The organism is Chitinophaga arvensicola (assembly GCF_900110835.1).
Classification (GTDB): domain Bacteria; phylum Bacteroidota; class Bacteroidia; order Chitinophagales; family Chitinophagaceae; genus Chitinophaga; species Chitinophaga arvensicola.
Genome location: NZ_FOJG01000001.1, coordinates 1,479,646 through 1,498,060 on the forward strand (window position 1 = coordinate 1,479,646; position 18,415 = coordinate 1,498,060).

An 18,415-nucleotide genomic window follows, 5' to 3' on the forward strand; every position below is an offset into this window, starting at 1 on the left:
GTATGAATATAACTTTTTATAAAAATGCAGCGGGTAATTCCTGCTGCATTTTTTGCTAAAAGCTAATCCTCAAAAGCAAGTATCTTTGCATAATGGCACCTATTATTCCATTATCAGAAGGGTCATTTACCGTAGACGGGACCAAGAAATTTTATCCATTTAAGCTGGGCACGGATCAGATGCAGGACCGCCCGCATGGTTCGCTGCTGGTTGAGATACAGCCGTTCCTGGTAATTACAGACCGGGACTATATTTTATTTGATACCGGTCTGGGTTTCAGAAACCCGGATGGGGTATTACAGATTCATCAGCACCTGATCGACAATGGTATCAACCCGATGGAGATCACTAAAGTACTGATGAGTCATTTGCATAAAGACCACTCTGGTGGTGTGTCTTCGGAAGATCCGATCACAGGGGTACGCACGCTGAATTTCCCAGGCGCTACCTATTATGTGAACAACGAGGAAATGCTCTATGCGATAGAACATTCCGGTAAATCCTATCTCTCGGAAGATATTATGTTATTACAACAGCGGGATAATGTGGTGTTTACTACCGGTAATGGCACTATCGACGACTATATTCACTATGAGGTAACTGGCGGCCATTGTCCGTATCACCAGGTTTTCCTGGTAGATGACGGAGCAGATAAAGTGTTTTTCGGGGGAGATGTGGCACCGCAGATATCCCAGATGAAGAGCCGGTTTGCCGCCAAGTATGACTATGATGGCAAACGGAGCATGGAGCTGCGTCAGGAATTCCTGGAGCGTGGCAAAAAAGAAGGCTGGACATTCCTCTTCTATCATGATACCAAAGAACCATTTGCGAAGTTCGAGCCATAATACCAGCGCTCATGTATACGCCGTTTAACAGCTTATCTCTTTCGGGGCAACATACCCTTAAAACCTGGGAGCAACAGGGAGCGCGCTGGGCATCGTATAGTCTTTACCGTAACCAGGCGGCGCATGAGCTGTATATCCCTCAAACGATTTTGAACCTGGTGATCCAGGGGGAGAAAAGAATGTATGACGGCAGGCAGGTGCATTGCCTGTGTGCCGGCGATGTGATGGTGATTCCGCCGGGAAGCCTGCTTTGCTCGGAAATATTACAGCCAAAGGAATTATACGGCAGTATCAACCTGGTGATCCCGGATGAGTTGCTCCTGACAGCCCTTAAGCAGCCAGGGCGGCCTGTTTCCGCAACCAGCCGGGTGTTGACCACATTAACACCGGACAAGCGCTGGCAATACTTTACAGCGCAACTCCAGCGTCGCTTTTTGGACGAAACACTTTCCTCTCCTGATTATTACGATATTATCACTGCTGCATTACAGTTAATCTCCACGGAGGAAGCCGTGAGTGCCATGCTGGCCAAAGCGGCTGCTGATCCGTTGTCCGCAGTAATGAAGCAATTGAGCACGGAAATTTCCGGTCTGCGGCTCATGGAGGAAATGGCGGCGATGGGGCATATGAGCACCGCTACGCTGAAACGTCGTTTCCGGGATGTTTATCATAGTTCGCCTATGCATTGGCTCCAGGAAAAAAGGTTGCAGACAGCGGGTTTCCTGTTGCGTACCACAACCGCGCCTATCTCTGAAATAGCTTACAGTATCGGTTTTGAAGACGTGACCCATTTTTACAGGCAGTTTCGCCGTTGTTTCAAAGTAACTCCTTTACAATGGCGCAGGATGTAAACTGATCTTTTTAGCAAATAATGGTGGGAACAGAACGCTTACATTGTAAAAAAAACAGCAATGGACCATCTCTCGCAAATTGGTGAAGCCTGGCTGCAGGCCTGGAATTCCCACAACATAGACGACATCATGTTGCACTACGATGATAATATTCTTTTTTATTCTCCCGTGATCCGGCAGTTGACGAACGATCCGGAGGGTTGTATCCGGGGGAAGGAAGCGTTAAAGGCTTATTTTCTGAAGGGGCTTGCGGCCTATCCCGATCTCCATTTTGAGTTGTATCACATCCTGGAGGGGATCAATTCTTTGGTGTTGTACTACAAGAGTATCAATAATAAGCTGAGTGCGGAGATGATGGTGATCAATGAGAAAGGGCTGGTTACTGAGGTACGTGCGCATTACAAGTGACAACAGGTTATTGCGGGGGCATGATGCTCCCGTTCTATTATTTTATTGTCTTCGTCTTGGGCCGCCTTGTCCCATTCTGTCCATTCTCCTGGTATTGAGGTGATTGATCATCATGGTCCGGAATTCTCTTTCGCTTTTGAATACCATACCGGCTTTTCTGCCGGGGAGAACGCGCTGAAATTCGGTACTGTAGCGGGATTTGATATCAAGCATTCGCTTTTCGTATTTCAGTTCCTTATCCATGTTTTTCCGGGCGGCATCGTCGGCGTTGTCGTTGGCTAATTTTTCCGGATCTTTTTTCTGATGGCGTTCTGCGATCAGTTGTTCTACTTCCTGGGTGTAGTTATTATATACGGGCCAGAATTTTTGAGCTTCATCTGCGGTAAGGTTAAGTTTCTGGGCGAGGTACTGGATCTGGATGGCTTTTATTTTATCGACCGGGTTTTCGGCAGGAGGCTGCTGTGCGCTACTCACACCGGAATGGGTAAGCAGGACAAACATTGCAATCCATATAAAGCTAAAACGTTTCATCATTTCTTTTCAGGTATCACTTCCTTTGACAAATCGGTCTGTTGCAGGTATTTTTCGATGGCATCCAGCGGAACGGCTTCGTTCAGTTGTTTTTGCACCGGGGTTGTTTCCATAGAGGTGGCAAAGAAAGCTTCATTATCAAAGGAATCCGTGTGGGTTTGCAGGTAATTCACAATATCCTGGTCGTTAAGGTCTTCCAGTTGTTTTTCTATATTACTGTGGATATTATTATTGGCGATGAACAGGATAGCGGTGCTACCGACAAAAGCAGTGAGGCAGGCGGCCACGGTCCATTTGATCCATGCTGCGGCCCGTTTGCGGTGCACTACTTTCAATGGGTTGACTGGTTGGGTGACGTTTACCTGGAGGCGTTCAAAGTAGTCGTTGGGTACGGTAAAGGGGACTTCTTTGGGTATAGCAGCCAGGAACGGGGAAATAGACGCCAGTTCTGATTGTACATTTTGTTGGGAGGCATTTTCCGCATGGATCCTTTGCAGGATGGCCAGGGGAAGTTCCTCAAAATAGCCGGGGGGAACAGATTGGGTTTGTTCCGGAGCAGTACGCAGTTGTTCCAGCTGAATCTGCAGCAGGATGGCGGCGGGCAGCTGTTCAAAATAGCCGGCTGGTACCGTTAGAGGTACATCTGCCGGCCAGTTGATGCCTGGCGCTATCTGCATTAATTCATTCGCTATGTCGGTCTGCCTGTTCATACTTGCTTGCTGTTTTTTAGACAGGTAAGGGTATTAATAGTTTAATGTGATTTTAATCTTTTGGTAAAATTCTTTAAAAATTACTTAAAATAAATATTTGTAAAATTTATGCTCAGCCATTCCGGATATACTCTTCAATTTTCTTTACTGCGTGATGGTAGGAGGCTTTGAGCGCTCCTTCTGAGGTATCCAGGACCTTGCTCATTTCTTCATAAGGCATTTCATCGTAGTAGCGCAGGTTGAAAACGATCCGTTGTTTATCGGGTAAACTGAGGATGGCGCGTTGTAGTTTCCATTCCAGTTTATTGGGATCAAACTGAGGGTCAGCCCTGAGTTTGTTGCTCAAGCCGTTTTCGACTTCAGACAGGGAAACGGATGTTTTGCGTTTCTGCTGTTCCAGGAAAGTCAGACTTTCGTTGGTGGCTATTTTATAGAGCCAGGTATATAGTTGTGCATCTTCCCGGAAGTTCTCCAGGTTTTTCCACACTTTTATGAATACATTTTGCAGCACATCATTGGCATCATCGTGATCCATTACCATCCTGCGGATATGCCAGTAAAGCCTTTCCTGATACTTCTGGATAATCAGGGTAAACCCTTTTTCCTTCGTACCAGGTACACGGTATAATGCCAAGAGTGATTTATCGTCCTGTGAAACGGCCATAGGTTAAATGGTTCTTAACAGGTTTTAGTTTATTGAATATAAATAAAAACCCGATCATGAGACGAAGAGATTGCGTTAAAGTTTAATGCCGGGAGGATATTAGCGGAGGTGATCGCCTTTGGCGATTGTCTTTCCCAGGACTATGGGTGCTTACCTGATTTGATTATTGGGGATTTTTAAAAAGATTCGGGGAGATAAAAACGGACATCCGCTTTTATCTCCCCGAAATATTTAACAGCAAAATGAAGGAAAATTATCAAACTTCCTTATGCTTGTTTTTTACGTTGCATGGCTTTTTCTGCTGCTGCTACGATATGATCTGCATCGAGACCATATTTCTTCAGCAGGTCCAGTGGTTTACCGCTTTCGCCGAAAGTATCGTTGGTACCTACATATTCAATAGGCACGGGGATATGACGGGATGCTACCTGTGCGATGCTGTCGCCCAGACCACCGAGTACGTTGTGTTCTTCGGCAGTAACAGCACAACCGGTTTTTTTCAGGGAAGCGATTACAGCAGCTTCGTCCAGTGGCTTGATAGTGTGGATATTGATAATTTCCACGCTGTAGCCTTTTTCTTCCAGTACTTTACCGGCTTCGATGGCGATCCATACGAGGTGGCCGCAGGCGAAGAGGGTAATATCGGTTCCTTCGTGGAGGATCTGTGCTTTACCTACTTCAAATTTCTGATCTTCAGCGGTGAAGTTAGGCCATTTCGGACGGCCGAAACGGAGATATACCGGTCCTTCGTAATCAGCGATAGCGATAGTAGCAGCTTTGGTTTGATTGAAATCGCAGGGAACGATAACAGTCATACCAGGCAGCATTTTCATCATGCCGATATCTTCGAGGATCTGGTGGGTAGCGCCATCTTCACCCAGGGTAAGACCTGCGTGGGAAGCACATATTTTTACATTCTTATTGGAGTAGGCAACAGACTGACGGATCTGGTCATATACCCTGCCTGTAGAAAAGTTAGCAAAAGTGGTGGTATAAGGTATTTTGCCGCCAATGGTTAAGCCGGCAGCGATACCAATCATATTGGCTTCCGCGATACCTACCTGTACAAAGCGATCAGGAAATTCTTTAATAAAGGCGTTCAGTTTCATTGAACCGAGCAAATCTGCTGTCAGTGCTACTACATTGGGGTTTTTACGACCCACTTCCAGTATGCCCTCACCAAACCCGCCACGGGTTTCTTTTTCATTTAGTGGTTGAATATCTTTTACCATTGTGGTCTTTTTAAAATTGAAGCGTAAAAGTAAACATTAAAAAGTGAGGATCCTAGTTACTCAGTACTTTATTACGGAGGCTCACTTCCCATTGCCAGGCGGTGCGCATACTGTCTTCGATACCGATTTTAGGTTCCCAGTTCAGCTTTTCTTTTGCTTTACTATTATTGGCATAAATCGAGATCACATCTCCTTCCCTGCGTGGGCCGGTGGTGTAGTTTAATTTGATGCCGGAGATTTTTTCGAAAGCTTTAATGGCTTCGAGTACGGTTACGCCATTGCCGGTGCCGAGGTTGAATACTTCGCAATTAGTGGCATTGCGGTGTTCAATGAGGTATTGGAGGGCTTTGGTGTGTGCGGCAGCGATATCCATTACATGGATATAGTCGCGTACGCAGGAACCGTCGCGGGTATCGTAATCAACGCCAAATACGGTCATTTTAGGAATTTTTCCGATGGCAGTCTGGGTGATTACGGGTACCAGGTTATCTGGTTTACCCAGTGGGAGTTCACCGATCAGTGCAGAAGGGTGGGCACCTACGGGGTTGAAATAACGTAACAGAATGGAGTTGGTGTCATTTACCCGGCTATAATCTTCGATGATCTGTTCGCCAATCTGTTTGGTGCGGGCATATGGAGACTGTGCTTCGCCGAGTGGTGTTTCTTCTACTACCGGCAGGGCTTTGGTATTGCCATAAACGGAGCAGGAAGAAGAGAAAACGAGATTAGGTATGTTATACTCTTTTACGCATTTGAGCACATTGATCAGCGAGGTGAGGTTATTCTGGAAGTACATCAGTGGTTCGTTCACAGACTCTCCTACTGCTTTCAGGGCTGCGAAGTGAATGACGCCAATGATATCGCGGTTTTCATGAAATACGGCGTTGGTGTCTTCCAGGTTACAAAGATCTACTTTGTAGTTGCGTACCTTTTTTCCGGTAATTTTTTCTATACCATCTAATAATTGGGTGCTGCTCCTGATGTTACTGTCTACAGACACTACATCGAATCCATTATTGATCAGATCTACAATAGTATGTGCGCCGATATAGCCACAACCACCCGTAACAAGAACCTTCATGATATTTCAGATTTACGTTTATTTTATATTTCAGAAACTTTTTTGATTGAGCACTGTTTCCAGATAGGCTCCGTAGCCGCTTTTCAGCAAAGGTTTTGCCAGTTCTTTCAATTGATCGGCAGTAATAAATCCTTTACGGTAGGCGATTTCTTCGATACAGGCGATTTTTATTCCCTGTCTTTGTTCAATCACCTGGACAAACTGGGATGCCTGCATCAGTGAATCGAAGGTGCCGGTATCGAGCCATGCTGTTCCACGGGGTAATATAGAAACTTTTAATTTTCCACGCTGCAAATATTCTTTATTGACATCAGTGATTTCGTATTCACCTCTGGGGCTTGGTTGCAGATTTTTTGCAATTTCCACCACTTCATTGTCGTAGAAATATAGGCCTGGTACAGCGAAATTCGATTTAGGATGTGTTGGTTTTTCTTCGATAGACAATACTTTCATATCGTCGCCAAATTCCACCACGCCATATCTTTCGGGATCAGATACCTGGTAGGCATATACGATACCTCCGTCCGGGTTGGCATTGTGGGCCAGTTGGGTACCCAGACCAGCACCATAGAAGATGTTATCTCCCAGTACCAGCGCTACATTATCTTTCCCGATGAATGATTCTCCTATTACAAAGGCTTGTGCGAGGCCGTTCGGATTAGGCTGTTCCGCATAGCTCAGGTTCAGCCCCAGTTGTTTGCCATCGCCGAAAAGTCGTTGAAAAGCGGGCAGATCATGAGGGGTTGAAATGATCAGAATATCCTTGATACCAGCCAGCATCAGTGTAGACAGCGGGTAATAGATCATGGGTTTATCATATACCGGCATTATCTGTTTGCTGATGGCATACGTTATTGGGTGCAAGCGGGTGCCGGAACCGCCGGCCAGGATAATTCCTTTCATTTGTAAGATCAATTTTTTGATGGTCACTAACTTTGGCTCTTCGTTATCAGAAGAAAACCGCACAAAAATAGCGGCTCTCTTTCAATTGGCGGCTTTTTTTTATAAAAAAAGCTCTCCGTTAGTGGCGGAGAGCTTTTTAGGTATGCGTTGATTCATTGTTTAGATGAACAGATTTACGATAAAATAGGTGAAGGCAGCCAGTAATCCGCTGATAGGAATGGTTAAAACCCATGCCCACAGGAGGGAAACGGTAACGCCCCAACGTACGGCCGACAGCCTTTTAGTAGCACCTACCCCCATAATAGCACCCGTGATAACGTGGGTGGTACTGGCAGGGATACCAAGGTGTTCGGTAAAGAAGAGGGTGATGGCGCCGGAGGTTTCCGCAGCAACCCCTTCCAGTGGTGTTACTTTGGTGATACGTGTACCCATGGTTTTTACGATCTTCCAGCCACCGCTCATGGTACCGAGTGCGATACAGGTAAAGCAGGCCAGTGGCACCCAATCCGGCATTTGCTTGATGCTGCCGATATAACCGGCAGACACCATGGCGGCAGAGATGATACCCATTACTTTCTGGGCATCGTTACTACCGTGGCCAAGGCTCAAAGCGGCAGAAGAGGCCAGCTGTAAGCGTTTAAACCAGCTTTCAGCCCGGTATGGATTTGCCTTGCGGCATACATTGACGATGATGAGGGTAATAATGAAGGCAACCACCATACCTATCAGGGGGGCCAGTACGATGAAATACACCGTAGGCAACACTTTGTGGTAGTTAATCACTTCCAGGCTGCCACCGGAGGCTGTTACAGCCGCACCTATAAAACCACCGATCAGTGTATGTGAGGAGCTGGAGGGAATACCCAGCCACCAGGTGAAAAGGTTCCAGGTGATGGCAGCTACGAGTCCACAGAGAATTACTTTTAAGGTAATGAACTGTTCAAATACGGAGCTGGCCACAGAGTTGGCCACTTTAAACTCACCAATGACGTATTTGGCAATAAAAAAGGCCGCAAAGTTGAAAACTGCAGCCCAAAGTACCGCCTGGAAAGGCGTTAATACCTTGGTCGACACAATTGTGGCGATAGAGTTGGCGGCATCATGGAAACCATTGATATAGTCGAAAATGAATGCCAGTATAATGATAATTACTAGTAAAGTCATGACATCAGGAGAATTAAGCGTTCAGAACTGTATTTCCCTTTATCAGGAGTACTTGATAATAATGGTTTCAATTACATTGGCGCAGTCTTCGCATTTATCTGTAGCGATTTCCAGGGCCTGGTAGATTTCACGCATTTTAATCAGTTCTGCCGCATTTTGTTCTGTGTCAAACAGGTCGGCGATAGCCATGTCATAAATGTCATCAGCGTGGTTTTCCAGGCTGTTGATTTTTACGCAGGCATCTGTAATAACGCGCATATTCTGCATATTGCGCAGTTCAGGGATCGCTTTGGCCAGCTCCAGTACGCCCAGGTGAATCAGTTCAGCCAGTTTACGGATACTGTCGTTGATATAGTGTACTTTATAGAGGTCCATTCTCTTGGCAGAACCGTGGATGTAATCTGCCACATCGTCCAGTGTAGCCGCCAGGTAGTGAATGTCTTCACGGTCAAACGGGGTGATGAAGTTCTGTCCGAGCTCTACGAATATGCGGTGTGTATAATCGTCGTTTTTGTGTTCCAGGCGTTCTATCAGGTGCACTTTATCTTTTCTCACAGCCAGATCTGTAGTAGCTACCAGCTCATTGAGCACGGTTGCCATTTCTACGAGATTGGAAGCCACATCTTCAAACAAAGAATAAAATACCCGGTCTTTCGGCATGAATAGTTTAACAAAAGAATTGAAGCCTCCCATACGTTTGAGTTTATAAAATTTGCCGCAAAAATAGCTTTCAGAATCTATCCCGGCCAGTAAAAAACGGGAATTAATAATTCCTTAACACTGGATTAATATAAAAGTAATATAGCGATTTTTCCTTTGCATAAGAAATTATACTCATAAACAGGCTGCCTACAACCTGTACATACGCACCTATAATGTCAGATAAACGCCCATTAGATATAGCTGTAATCTCAGATGTGCATCTGGGAATTTACGGCTGCCACGCCAAAGAGCTGATTCAGTATCTTGACAGTATCGACCCCCGGATACTGGTACTGAATGGGGATATTATCGATATATGGCAGTTCAGCAAACGCTATTTTCCTAAAGCCCATACCAAGGTTATCCGCAAAATCCTGAAAATGATCGGCAAGGGTACGGAGGTGTATTATCTCACAGGTAACCACGACGAAGCCCTCCGCAAATATGCAGGTTTTGAACTCGGTAACTTTACGATCGACAATAAACTGGTACTGGAAGTGGATGGCAAAAAACATTGGTTCTTCCATGGAGATGTGTATGACGTGACCATGAAAAACTCCAAATGGCTCGCCAAGCTGGGAGGTAAGGGGTACGACCTGCTCATTATCCTGAACCGGCTGGTAAATAATGTGCTGGAAAGTATGGGCCGGGAAAAGATGTCCTTCTCCAAAAAAGTGAAGCAGGGCGTGAAGTCGGCCGTTAAGTTTATTTCAGATTTTGAACAGACCGTAGCAGAAATTGCGGCGGATAAGGATTTTGATGTGGTTTGCTGCGGACATATTCACCAGCCACTGATCAAGGAAATGAAGGTAGGGGACAAAACGATCACCTATCTGAATTCCGGTGACTGGGTAGAAAGTCTTACTTCTCTCGAATATATTCACCAGCAATGGTCGCTGTATCAGCATCCTGTTACCCGGAAAAGCCCTGTGGTAGCAGAAGATGACGATGATTCCCTTGCTGATTGGGATGCTACCCGCATTATTACTTTCCCTGGTTCCTGACTTCATCTGCCGTTATTATCTCCTATTTTTATTATATTTATAAATATGTTATATATTTATATTTCAATATTATTTTCACAAAATCATAACAAGCGCTTAATATTAAATTAAAAGTAGACTCCTAAGTTTGCCAGAGAAATAATTAAGTGTGACGATATTGACACATTTAGATAAGCAGAAAAACAGTTAGATGAAAGTATTGAAGTTGCATCCTTTAATGACTATCTCCCTATTGCAAATGCAGATCCAGCGTTTGCTCTTTTGTAATGTAGCCGTATATGTGCGGAGTTCTCTCGCCAATACTTTTGATACATTGAAAGATGCGGGTTTTGAAGAGGAAATGCTGATAGAATTTCCCATCGATGAAACCCTCAGCTTAAGGGAGTTTGAAGAAGAGGTGGAAGAGCGTTTTAACTTTTCCCTGGAATTGTGCAATAAGGACAACAAGCCCTTTATGAACAAAAGCCAGCACCTGTTCCAGATTGCGTGCCCTGCAGCTGATAGAAAACCTGAACGTAACTACCAGCTCGACATCTCCCTGGATATGCTGATGAACAATAACCGCCAGTCCCCGCAACAGAACATGTGGTAATCTCCCCCCTTCCCTATCTGATATCCTATCACGAAACCTATCTCCATCAATTAACATTCTGGTAATGCTCCCTTAACGATGCGGTAACGTCGCGCCAATACTTTTGCCATCGATATTAAAACGGGATTAAAACCCGCTTAAAATCCGATTAAAAAAATATTGTGAAACGAACCTTTTCTGTACTTATCTGGGCAATCCTGGTATGCTATTCCTTTGCCTCCTATGCAGGAGATCCTGCCAAAATCACCGGCAAGGTGACCGACAAAAAAACAGGCGACGCTATTATTGGTTTAACGGTAGTGGTAACCGGCACCTCGCAAGGAGCTGTAACTGACGTTGATGGCAGGTACCAGCTTTCCGTTCAGCCTGGCACCTACACCCTTGAATTTAAATTCATGGGCTATCAGACAAAATCAGTATCTGAAATCATCGTTATTGCCGGTAAGCCTACTTACCTGGATATTGTGATGGAAGAACGCAGTTCCAAAAGTCTGAAAGAAGTAGTGATCACCGGTACTGCCAAACAGGAAACCATCAACTCACTGCTTACCCTGCAAAAGAATACCAACACCGTAGCACAGGTGGTTTCTGCAGAAGCGATCCGCAAATCGCCCGACAGAAATACCGGTGAAGTACTGAAAAGAGTATCCGGCGCGTCTTTACAGGAAGGTAAATACCTCATCGTACGCGGATTGGCAGATCGTTATAACCAGGCCACTGTAAACGGCGCTTTGTTATCGAGTACAGAACCAGACCGCAAAACATTTTCTTTCGACCTCTTTCCTTCCAATATTGTTGAAAATATTATCATCAATAAAGCCGCTGTACCCGAATTACCCGCAGAATTTGCAGGTGGCCTGGTACAGGTGAATACAAAAGATATTCCATCAGAAAACTTCCTGACAGTATTGGCCGGAAGCGGTTTCAATACTATGTCTGCCGGCAAAGATTTTTACACCTATAAAGGCGGCAACAACGACTGGCTGGGTGTAGACGATGGTACCCGGAAGATGCCTGCCGCTTATCCTTCTTCCAAAACAGGTTATGATCTGCTGTCTACAGAAGATAAAATTGCGGTATCCAAGTCATTCCCCAATATCTGGGACGTGCATACGAAATCTACCCCGCTCAATTCTAATTTTCAACTGGCAGGCGGTATCAATAAAGGGAAAGAAGGCAATCGCTTTGGCGCTGTATTCTCTTTAAGCTACAACCGCAACAATCGTAATTTCGATACCTATCGTACCGATTTTGATAACGACGGTTCCAGGATCTATAATTACTACGATAAGAAATCCACACAGAACGTATTGTGGGGCGGACTGGCGAATTTATCTTACCAGTTTGGCAAGAACAAAATCAGCTTCAAGAATTTATATAGCATTAACTCTACTGTTGCTACTACTGTGAGAAACGGGAATGATATTCCTTCTGAAACGGATGTACGTGCGTATGAGCTGGGTTTTAACAGCAACCGTATTTACACCTCACAGTTATCCGGTGAACATCTCTGGGAAAAAACAAAAGTGAAGATCCGCTGGAATGGTAGCTATACCAATATGAAACAGGATATCCCGGATTTGCGCAGGTTAGGTTACAACAGCATTGCCGGTAAGAACGATTACTATGCAAATATTTCTTCCGGTGGTTCGGCTACGCTGACTGGCTCCGGTCGTTTTTACTCCAAACTGAATGACAATATTTACGGTGGCAACGTGGATCTGAGCCGTTTTGTAAAAATAGGCGGACAGCAACAGCAGATCAAGCTGGGTTACCTGATTCAAAGTAAAGAACGCGGCTTTACGCCACGGGCACTGGGTTATACCCTCTTTGATCCGAGTGATCCTTATGCACATGACCTGGTACGTTTATCTCCCGATAAATTATTTGCACCGGAAAATTTCACGGAGCGTTTACTGCGCATGGATGAAATCACCAATACACCGGATGCATACAATGCCAACGCTTTGCTGAATGCAGGTTACCTGCAATTTGATAATACCATCCGTGAAAAGTGGCGCCTGGTATGGGGTGTAAGGGTGGAGAACTTTGATCAGTCCATTAAGTACACGCAGAATGGACCGCAGAATAACAAAACGACGGCAACGGATATCTTACCGTCCCTGAACCTGACCTATTTACTGAATGCAAAAACAAATCTTCGCCTGAGCGCATCCCAAACGGTGATCCGCCCTGAGTTCCGCGAGCAGGCACCTTTTGCCTTCTATAACTTCGACCTGATGGCTACCGAATCCGGTAACTCTGATCTGAGAAGAAGTAAAGTAACCAATGTGGATCTGCGGTATGAGTTGTATCCACGCTCCGGAGAAGTATTGACTATTGCCGGGTTCTATAAAAATTTCCAGGCGCCGATTGAGCGGTTTTATAACAGTGGTGCGGGCTCTGTAGGGTTAACCTATCTCAATGCACCAAAGGCCAACAGTGCCGGAGCAGAAGTAGAGTTCAGGAAAAATCTTGATTTCCTGAGTCCCGATAATGCTGGGTTCTGGCATTCCTTCACGGTATTTTCCAATGTGGCTTACATCTACAACAAAGTATCTTTTGAAAAAGATAAAGTGCTGAAAGCACGTCCTATGCAGGGACAATCACCTTATGTGATCAACGTAGGCTTACAGTTTGAAAAAGAAACCACCGGTACTGTTGCGAATGTGTTATTTAACCGTATCGGCAGAAGGATCTTTATCGTAGGAAACGATACAGAACCAGATGTGTATGAGGCACCGCGCTCCCTGCTGGATTTCATGGTATCCCAGAAGGTTTTCCGCAAGGGAGAAATTAAACTGACGGTAAGTGATATACTGAACCAGTCCGCCAATTTTTACCAGGATATCAACGACAACGGCAAGTATGATGCGGCTTCAGATTTCCTGAGAATAAGTACCAAAGGCGGCACCAATGTAAACCTATCCTTTTCCTATAAATTCTGATACAAGACATAAATTTTTCAAAACTGCAATTAATTTTCAATCCATCTGACATGAAAAGAATTCTGTTTCCTGTAATGTTCTTAGCTGTGATCATTACATCCTGTGGCAAAGACGATAAAAACGATACACCGCCACCGACGCAGCAGGTTGACATGACCAAGGCTACTATTGAGAGAACTTCCAATAGTACTGAATTTAAAGAAGCGCCAGAAACACTGCCAAAGCAGATCACTACGAATACTGTTTTGAAAACAGGTAAAACTTACCTGCTGACTCAATTCACTTTTGTATTGAATGGTGCTACCATTAAGATTGAGCCAGGTGTAACTATTAAAGGATCTAAATCTCCGGATAAAGGTGCGCTGATCATTACCCGTAACGGTAAGATTGATGCACAGGGTACTGCAGCAGCACCGATTGTATTTACTTCCAGCCAGGCAACGCCAAACAGCGGCGACTGGGGTGGTATCATCCTGTTGGGTAATGCGCAAAATAATGGTGCAAAAGATGGTGTGGCCGGTTTACAGGCGATTGAAGGTGGTGTGAACGAAACCGCTACTGGTTACGGTTTACACGGTGGTACCAAAGCAGATGATAACTCAGGTGTAATGAAATATGTACGTATTGAGTATCCTGGTATTGCATTCGCGGTAAATGATGAAATCAACGGTCTTACTTTTGGTAGCGTTGGTAGCGGTACTACGATTGATTATATCCAGGTAAGCTACTCAGGTGATGATTCCTTTGAGTGGTTTGGCGGTACTGTAAACTGTAAGCACCTGATCGCTTACCGTGGTACAGATGATGATTTCGATACAGACAACGGTTTCTCCGGAAAGATCCAGTTTGGTATTTCTGTTCGTGATGCAGCGATTGCCGATTTCGGTCCGAGCGGTGCTTCCAATGGTTTTGAGTCTGACAACGACGCAGATGGTACTACCAAAACGCCGCAGACATCTGCTATCTTCAGCAACATGACGATGGTAGGGCCTTATGCCAATGCTACGCCTGAAGCTACTGCTGCTCCTTACAAGAGAGGTGCGCATATCAGAAGAAACAGTAAAATTTCCATCTTCAATTCCGTATTTGTAGGCTGGCCTGTAGGTTTATTCCTGGATGGTGCGCTGACAGAAGCAAGTGCTACTTCCAATGCACTGGAATATAAGAATAACACAATTGCGGGTTCTCCGCTGGTAGTTGCTCCGGGTACAGCAGCATTTAATGCGCCTAACTGGTTCAGCACTGCAGGTTTTGCGAATAGCACGCTGGTGGCTATTGCTGATGCAAAACTGACCAATACCGGTTATACTACTTTTGATCCAACACCTGCTGCGGGTTCCCCATTGCTGGCTGGTGCTGATTTCACAAGTGCAAAATTAGGCGGTGGTGCATTTACCACTACTACCTATGTAGGTGCAGCAGCGGCTGGCGACAGCTGGTTCAAAGGCTGGACCAAATTTGCCAACAAATAGTATTTATTAAAATTTCATAAACTGTAGCGCAAGCCGCCCGGGTTTTTACCCAGGCGGCTTCTTTTTGCACCAAAAAAAACGGACCTGCAGTACTTCTGCAGGTCCGTTTTTTTTTGAAGTATTTATATACTTACCAGATAACTACTCTTTCTGCTTCCGGTAATACCATTTTGTTGCCCGGTGTGCAACCCCATGCTGCCTGGAATTCAGCCAGGTGAGGTAATGGTCCGTTTATACGGAATCTTGCCGGAGAGTGAGGATCTGTCTGGATCTGGTTACGCAGTGCGGCGTCGGTGATATTACCGTGCCATACCTGTGCCCAGCCCAGGAAGAAACGTTGCTGCCAGGTGAATCCTTCGATAGGTTTAGGTTCGCCCTTACCTTCAAATGATTTTACGAGGGCATGATAGGCCAGTGTTAAACCACCCAGATCTGCTACGTTTTCACCGATGGTTAATGCACCGTTTACTTTGAAACCTGGCAATGCTTCCAGGGTGCTGAAGTAATCGATATAACGTTTGGTGAGTTTATCAAAGTTTTTGCGGTCTGCTTCTGTCCACCAGTTTTTCAGGTTACCTTCTGCATCGAACTGGGAACCCTGGTCATCGAAGCCATGGGTAAATTCGTGACCGATCACGGCGATGATACCGCCATAGTTGATCGCGTCATCTGCGTTAGGATTGTAGAAAGGAGGTTGCAGGATACCGGCAGGGAATACTACTTCGTTGTTTAACGGGTTGTAGTAAGCATTTACGGTCTGAGGAGTCATACCCCATTCGCTTTTATCTACCGGTTTACCGATTTTATCGATATTTTCTTTGTGCTCGTAAAGGCTGGCTGCTATTACGTTTTCTACCAGTTTACCTTTTTCTATGTTGATGGAAGAGTAATCTTTCCATTTGTCGGGATACCCGATTTTATAGGTAAAGGAAGCCAGTTTTTTGTGTGCCATCTGTTTGGTGGAATCGCCCATCCAGGTCAGCTTATCGATTCTTTCGCCGTATACTTTGCGAACGTTTTCGATCATTTCAGATACTTTCTGTTTGCTGCTTTCAGGGAAATATTTCTTGGCAAACAGTTTACCCAAAGGCATACCCATTTTAGAATCAGTAGAACGGATAGCTCTTTCCGGACGGGTTTTCTGGGCTTTTTTACCAGTCATTACGGTACCGAAGAAATGGAAGTTCTCGTTATCGAAGGTGCCTGGTAAGTAGCTGGCGAACTGGGTGAGCAGTTGCCATTTGGAATAAGTTTTCAGTATTTCCAGTGAAGTGGATTTCACCAAAGCATTGGCTTTAGTGATATAAGGTTTGTTCTGGAGTACGAGGGTATCTGTTTTGATATCCTGTTTACCGGCGAAGTTATCCCAGTCAAAATCCGGCGCCAGTGTTTTCAGTTCGCTGAAAGCGGATCTGTTATAGGTTTTAACCGGGTCGCGCAGTTCAACGTTGCTCAGTTGTATTTTGGCGAGTTGGGTTTCAAAATCGAGAACTGTTTTACCGGCGTTGGCATCAGGGAAGCCTGCCAGTTTAAACATTTTATCTACGTGGCTTACGAATTCGCTGCGTACATTTTTGGTAGCGGAATCCTGTCTTTCGTAGTAGCTTTTTTCGCCGAGGCTCAAACCAGACTGACCCTGGTACAGTACGTTCATTTTACTGTTGCGGGCGTCGGCATCGGCGCCGAAGCCGGTAAAGGAGGAAACGCCGATTTTCTGGAGTTCACCGGTAACGGCAGCCCAATCGGCCAGTGTTTTTACCGCAGCGATCTTATCGAGGTAAGGTTGCAGTGGGGTGATACCGCGTTGTTCGATGGTGGCGGTATCCAGGAAGGAAGAGTAGTAATCAGCGATCTGCTGTTCTTCTGTTCCTTTTTTGAGGTCTTTTTTGGCGGTGATTTCTGCAATGATGCCTTTGAGGCGAACTTCCTTGTTTTCCTTATCGAGGATGTTGAATGCTCCCCAGCGGCTTTCGGTAGATGGAATTGGGTTGTTCTTTTTCCAGTTACCATTCACATAATTGTCGAAATCGTCGCAGGCTTTGTAGGATGAGTCAATGTCAGCCAGGTTAAAGGCGGGCACTTTGGTGGTGTCTGCTCCTGTTCCTGCTGCCTGTTGCGAGGAACTGTTGGAATTGCAGGCTGCAAATGTAACCATGGCAGCCAGCAACGGTAGTTTTACCGCATTGGTTTTATTCATATATTAAACAGGTTTAGTATTTAAAGTTATGGAAAACCACGGAGCTAGCATGACGGGTTTTTATAAACGGCAATCTCCGCCGTTGCCTGCCACGGATCAAATCGGATAATCTCTGAATAATTAGGTAGGTTTGTATTACGTAAAATAAGATTTTAATGGATTTCAGGTTTAAATTGTACAGGGTTACGACGGCTATAGCATTGATGATATCCGGTTTTTTTGCTTTCATGGGTCTTTCCGTGATACTGTTCCAGGGGATGAATATCGCCTTTTTAACAAGCCTGATATTGTGGGGCGCCTGTTTTATTCATAGCGTTTTATCTTTATATCTTCAACGGAGCATCATCTTGCCGGAAGTACCGCTGAAGGAAAATACGCCTGGTGGTATTCAGATCATGGGCGTCATTGCACTGCTGTTTTCTGCCATCATGGTTTTACTGGGATTAGTATTGATCAGCTTACCGGAAAATATTGTGAAGGAAGTGAGGGAAATGATGGTGAATCCTGAAGAGCAAAAGGCCATCACCGCTGCGAGTCTCCGGTTTATAGGCGCATTTTGTCTACTGCCGGGAATTGTACTGATCACTAACGTGGTTTTGTCTTTCCGCTTCCTGCGTCAGTGGCGTCAGCAACAGGCGTCTCCTCATAACGATGAGGAAGAGGAATAAATATAAGAATTATGGAAAAGCGCGAAATAGCCAACCGGACGGATATTGCTTTATTGGTAGATAGCTTTTATGATAAAGTAAAAGCAGATGACCTGATTGGTTATATCTTTAACGATATCGCGAAAGTGGATTGGGCAAAACACCTGCCCACGATGTATGATTTCTGGGAAGGACTGCTGCTGGACGGGGAAAATTACAAAGGCAACGCGATGGCGCCACATTTTAAGTTGAATCAGCTGATACCATTGCAGCCGCAGCATTTCGACCGCTGGCTGCAATTGTTTGAAGCTACTGTAGCGGAGAATTTTACGGGAGATAAAGCCGCATTGGCTGTTACCCGGGCCAGATCCATCAAAGGAGTCATGGCATTGAAAATGGACCGGATCAATCATCCCGGAAAAGATCAGGGTATCCCGCTCGTTAACCCGGGCAATAAACCATAA

General features: G+C 45.2%; 18 protein-coding genes. 9 read left to right on the forward strand and 9 right to left on the reverse strand.

Features of this window, described 5'->3' with window-relative positions; translation table 11 throughout:
• Nucleotides 1–92 precede the first annotated feature (92 nt).
• From BMW79_RS06350 to BMW79_RS06360, 3 genes are read left to right on the forward strand one after another with little or no spacing between them, the layout of a single operon-like run.
• Entirely contained in the window at nucleotides 93–845 is a 753-nt protein-coding gene (locus BMW79_RS06350) for an MBL fold metallo-hydrolase (protein WP_245752399.1), read from the forward strand.
• A gap of 11 nt (nucleotides 846–856) precedes the next feature.
• The gene (locus BMW79_RS06355) at nucleotides 857–1,696 is read left to right on the forward strand and encodes a helix-turn-helix domain-containing protein (RefSeq protein WP_089892042.1); all 840 of its coding nucleotides are present in this window, start codon (nucleotides 857–859) and stop codon (nucleotides 1,694–1,696) included.
• 60 nt (nucleotides 1,697–1,756) lie between these two features.
• Nucleotides 1,757–2,104, forward strand: a complete 348-nt coding sequence (locus BMW79_RS06360; RefSeq protein ID WP_089892045.1) for a nuclear transport factor 2 family protein — start codon at nucleotides 1,757–1,759, stop codon at nucleotides 2,102–2,104.
• Between the two features lie 42 nt (nucleotides 2,105–2,146).
• Here BMW79_RS06360 and BMW79_RS06365 read toward each other — a convergent pair whose 3' ends face one another.
• From BMW79_RS06365 to BMW79_RS06400, 8 genes are all read right to left on the reverse strand, one after another.
• Nucleotides 2,147–2,605 (reverse strand): hypothetical protein, encoded by a 459-nt coding sequence (locus BMW79_RS06365; protein ID WP_143059090.1) that lies wholly within the window; start codon nucleotides 2,603–2,605, stop codon nucleotides 2,147–2,149.
• 29 nt (nucleotides 2,606–2,634) lie between these two features.
• Entirely contained in the window at nucleotides 2,635–3,345 is a 711-nt protein-coding gene (locus BMW79_RS06370; RefSeq protein ID WP_089892050.1) for a hypothetical protein, read from the reverse strand.
• Nucleotides 3,346–3,457: 112 nt separating this feature from the next.
• Nucleotides 3,458–4,009 carry an RNA polymerase sigma factor gene (locus BMW79_RS06375; protein ID WP_089892052.1) on the reverse strand — a complete coding sequence of 184 codons (552 nt, stop codon included), beginning with the start codon at nucleotides 4,007–4,009 and terminating at the stop codon, nucleotides 3,458–3,460.
• Between the two features lie 266 nt (nucleotides 4,010–4,275).
• A complete protein-coding gene (locus BMW79_RS06380; protein WP_089892055.1) occupies nucleotides 4,276–5,241 on the reverse strand; it encodes a transketolase family protein in 966 nt (321 codons plus the stop codon).
• 52 nt (nucleotides 5,242–5,293) lie between these two features.
• A complete protein-coding gene (gene galE / locus BMW79_RS06385; RefSeq protein ID WP_089892058.1) occupies nucleotides 5,294–6,322 on the reverse strand; it encodes a UDP-glucose 4-epimerase GalE in 1,029 nt (342 codons plus the stop codon).
• Between the two features lie 30 nt (nucleotides 6,323–6,352).
• Nucleotides 6,353–7,225: a glucose-1-phosphate thymidylyltransferase RfbA gene (rfbA, locus tag BMW79_RS06390; RefSeq protein WP_089896803.1), complete on the reverse strand. Its 873-nt coding sequence runs from the start codon at nucleotides 7,223–7,225 to the stop codon at nucleotides 6,353–6,355.
• A gap of 159 nt (nucleotides 7,226–7,384) precedes the next feature.
• Entirely contained in the window at nucleotides 7,385–8,389 is a 1,005-nt protein-coding gene (locus BMW79_RS06395; RefSeq protein WP_089892061.1) for an inorganic phosphate transporter, read from the reverse strand.
• 42 nt (nucleotides 8,390–8,431) lie between these two features.
• On the reverse strand, nucleotides 8,432–9,082 hold the full coding sequence (locus BMW79_RS06400) for a DUF47 domain-containing protein (protein WP_089892063.1): 651 nt from the start codon (nucleotides 9,080–9,082) through the stop codon (nucleotides 8,432–8,434).
• 182 nt (nucleotides 9,083–9,264) lie between these two features.
• Here BMW79_RS06400 and BMW79_RS06405 point away from each other — a divergent pair, with 182 nt between their 5' ends.
• From BMW79_RS06405 to BMW79_RS06420, 4 genes are all read left to right on the forward strand, one after another.
• Nucleotides 9,265–10,095 carry a UDP-2,3-diacylglucosamine diphosphatase gene (locus tag BMW79_RS06405; protein ID WP_089892065.1) on the forward strand — a complete coding sequence of 277 codons (831 nt, stop codon included), beginning with the start codon at nucleotides 9,265–9,267 and terminating at the stop codon, nucleotides 10,093–10,095.
• A 190-nt stretch (nucleotides 10,096–10,285) separates the two neighbouring features.
• The gene (locus BMW79_RS06410) at nucleotides 10,286–10,687 is read left to right on the forward strand and encodes a hypothetical protein (protein ID WP_089892067.1); all 402 of its coding nucleotides are present in this window, start codon (nucleotides 10,286–10,288) and stop codon (nucleotides 10,685–10,687) included.
• Between the two features lie 161 nt (nucleotides 10,688–10,848).
• On the forward strand, nucleotides 10,849–13,635 hold the full coding sequence (locus BMW79_RS06415; RefSeq protein ID WP_089892070.1) for a TonB-dependent receptor domain-containing protein: 2,787 nt from the start codon (nucleotides 10,849–10,851) through the stop codon (nucleotides 13,633–13,635).
• A 50-nt stretch (nucleotides 13,636–13,685) separates the two neighbouring features.
• Nucleotides 13,686–15,107, forward strand: a complete 1,422-nt coding sequence (locus BMW79_RS06420) for a hypothetical protein (RefSeq protein ID WP_089892073.1) — start codon at nucleotides 13,686–13,688, stop codon at nucleotides 15,105–15,107.
• 130 nt (nucleotides 15,108–15,237) lie between these two features.
• On the opposite strand, the gene BMW79_RS06425 is transcribed toward BMW79_RS06420, so the two are convergent.
• Complete coding sequence (locus BMW79_RS06425) at nucleotides 15,238–17,304, reverse strand: M13 family metallopeptidase (protein ID WP_089892075.1); 2,067 nt, start codon at nucleotides 17,302–17,304, stop codon at nucleotides 15,238–15,240.
• Nucleotides 17,305–17,459: 155 nt separating this feature from the next.
• Between BMW79_RS06425 and BMW79_RS06435 the strand changes: the two genes are divergently transcribed.
• Entirely contained in the window at nucleotides 17,460–17,972 is a 513-nt protein-coding gene (locus BMW79_RS06435; protein WP_143059091.1) for a hypothetical protein, read from the forward strand.
• A gap of 11 nt (nucleotides 17,973–17,983) precedes the next feature.
• Nucleotides 17,984–18,415 (forward strand): group III truncated hemoglobin, encoded by a 432-nt coding sequence (locus BMW79_RS06440; RefSeq protein WP_143059092.1) that lies wholly within the window; start codon nucleotides 17,984–17,986, stop codon nucleotides 18,413–18,415.

What these genes read in the sequence shown, in the direction of transcription:
- BMW79_RS06375 (WP_089892052.1), bottom strand. Translation starts at nt 4,009, where the DNA reads ATGGCCGTTTCACAGGACGATAAATCACTCTTGGCATTATACCGTGTA.
- BMW79_RS06350 (WP_245752399.1), top strand. Translation starts at nt 93, where the DNA reads ATGGCACCTATTATTCCATTATCAGAAGGGTCATTTACCGTAGACGGG.
- BMW79_RS06360 (WP_089892045.1), top strand. Translation starts at nt 1,757, where the DNA reads ATGGACCATCTCTCGCAAATTGGTGAAGCCTGGCTGCAGGCCTGGAAT.
- BMW79_RS06400 (WP_089892063.1), bottom strand. Translation starts at nt 9,082, where the DNA reads ATGGGAGGCTTCAATTCTTTTGTTAAACTATTCATGCCGAAAGACCGG.
- BMW79_RS06370 (WP_089892050.1), bottom strand. Translation starts at nt 3,345, where the DNA reads ATGAACAGGCAGACCGACATAGCGAATGAATTAATGCAGATAGCGCCA.
- galE (WP_089892058.1), bottom strand. Translation starts at nt 6,322, where the DNA reads ATGAAGGTTCTTGTTACGGGTGGTTGTGGCTATATCGGCGCACATACT.
- BMW79_RS06410 (WP_089892067.1), top strand. Translation starts at nt 10,286, where the DNA reads ATGAAAGTATTGAAGTTGCATCCTTTAATGACTATCTCCCTATTGCAA.
- rfbA (WP_089896803.1), bottom strand. Translation starts at nt 7,225, where the DNA reads ATGAAAGGAATTATCCTGGCCGGCGGTTCCGGCACCCGCTTGCACCCA.
- BMW79_RS06425 (WP_089892075.1), bottom strand. Translation starts at nt 17,304, where the DNA reads ATGAATAAAACCAATGCGGTAAAACTACCGTTGCTGGCTGCCATGGTT.
- BMW79_RS06380 (WP_089892055.1), bottom strand. Translation starts at nt 5,241, where the DNA reads ATGGTAAAAGATATTCAACCACTAAATGAAAAAGAAACCCGTGGCGGG.
- BMW79_RS06365 (WP_143059090.1), bottom strand. Translation starts at nt 2,605, where the DNA reads ATGTTTGTCCTGCTTACCCATTCCGGTGTGAGTAGCGCACAGCAGCCT.
- BMW79_RS06355 (WP_089892042.1), top strand. Translation starts at nt 857, where the DNA reads ATGTATACGCCGTTTAACAGCTTATCTCTTTCGGGGCAACATACCCTT.
- BMW79_RS06405 (WP_089892065.1), top strand. Translation starts at nt 9,265, where the DNA reads ATGTCAGATAAACGCCCATTAGATATAGCTGTAATCTCAGATGTGCAT.
- BMW79_RS06435 (WP_143059091.1), top strand. Translation starts at nt 17,460, where the DNA reads ATGGATTTCAGGTTTAAATTGTACAGGGTTACGACGGCTATAGCATTG.
- BMW79_RS06440 (WP_143059092.1), top strand. Translation starts at nt 17,984, where the DNA reads ATGGAAAAGCGCGAAATAGCCAACCGGACGGATATTGCTTTATTGGTA.
- BMW79_RS06395 (WP_089892061.1), bottom strand. Translation starts at nt 8,389, where the DNA reads ATGACTTTACTAGTAATTATCATTATACTGGCATTCATTTTCGACTAT.
- BMW79_RS06420 (WP_089892073.1), top strand. Translation starts at nt 13,686, where the DNA reads ATGAAAAGAATTCTGTTTCCTGTAATGTTCTTAGCTGTGATCATTACA.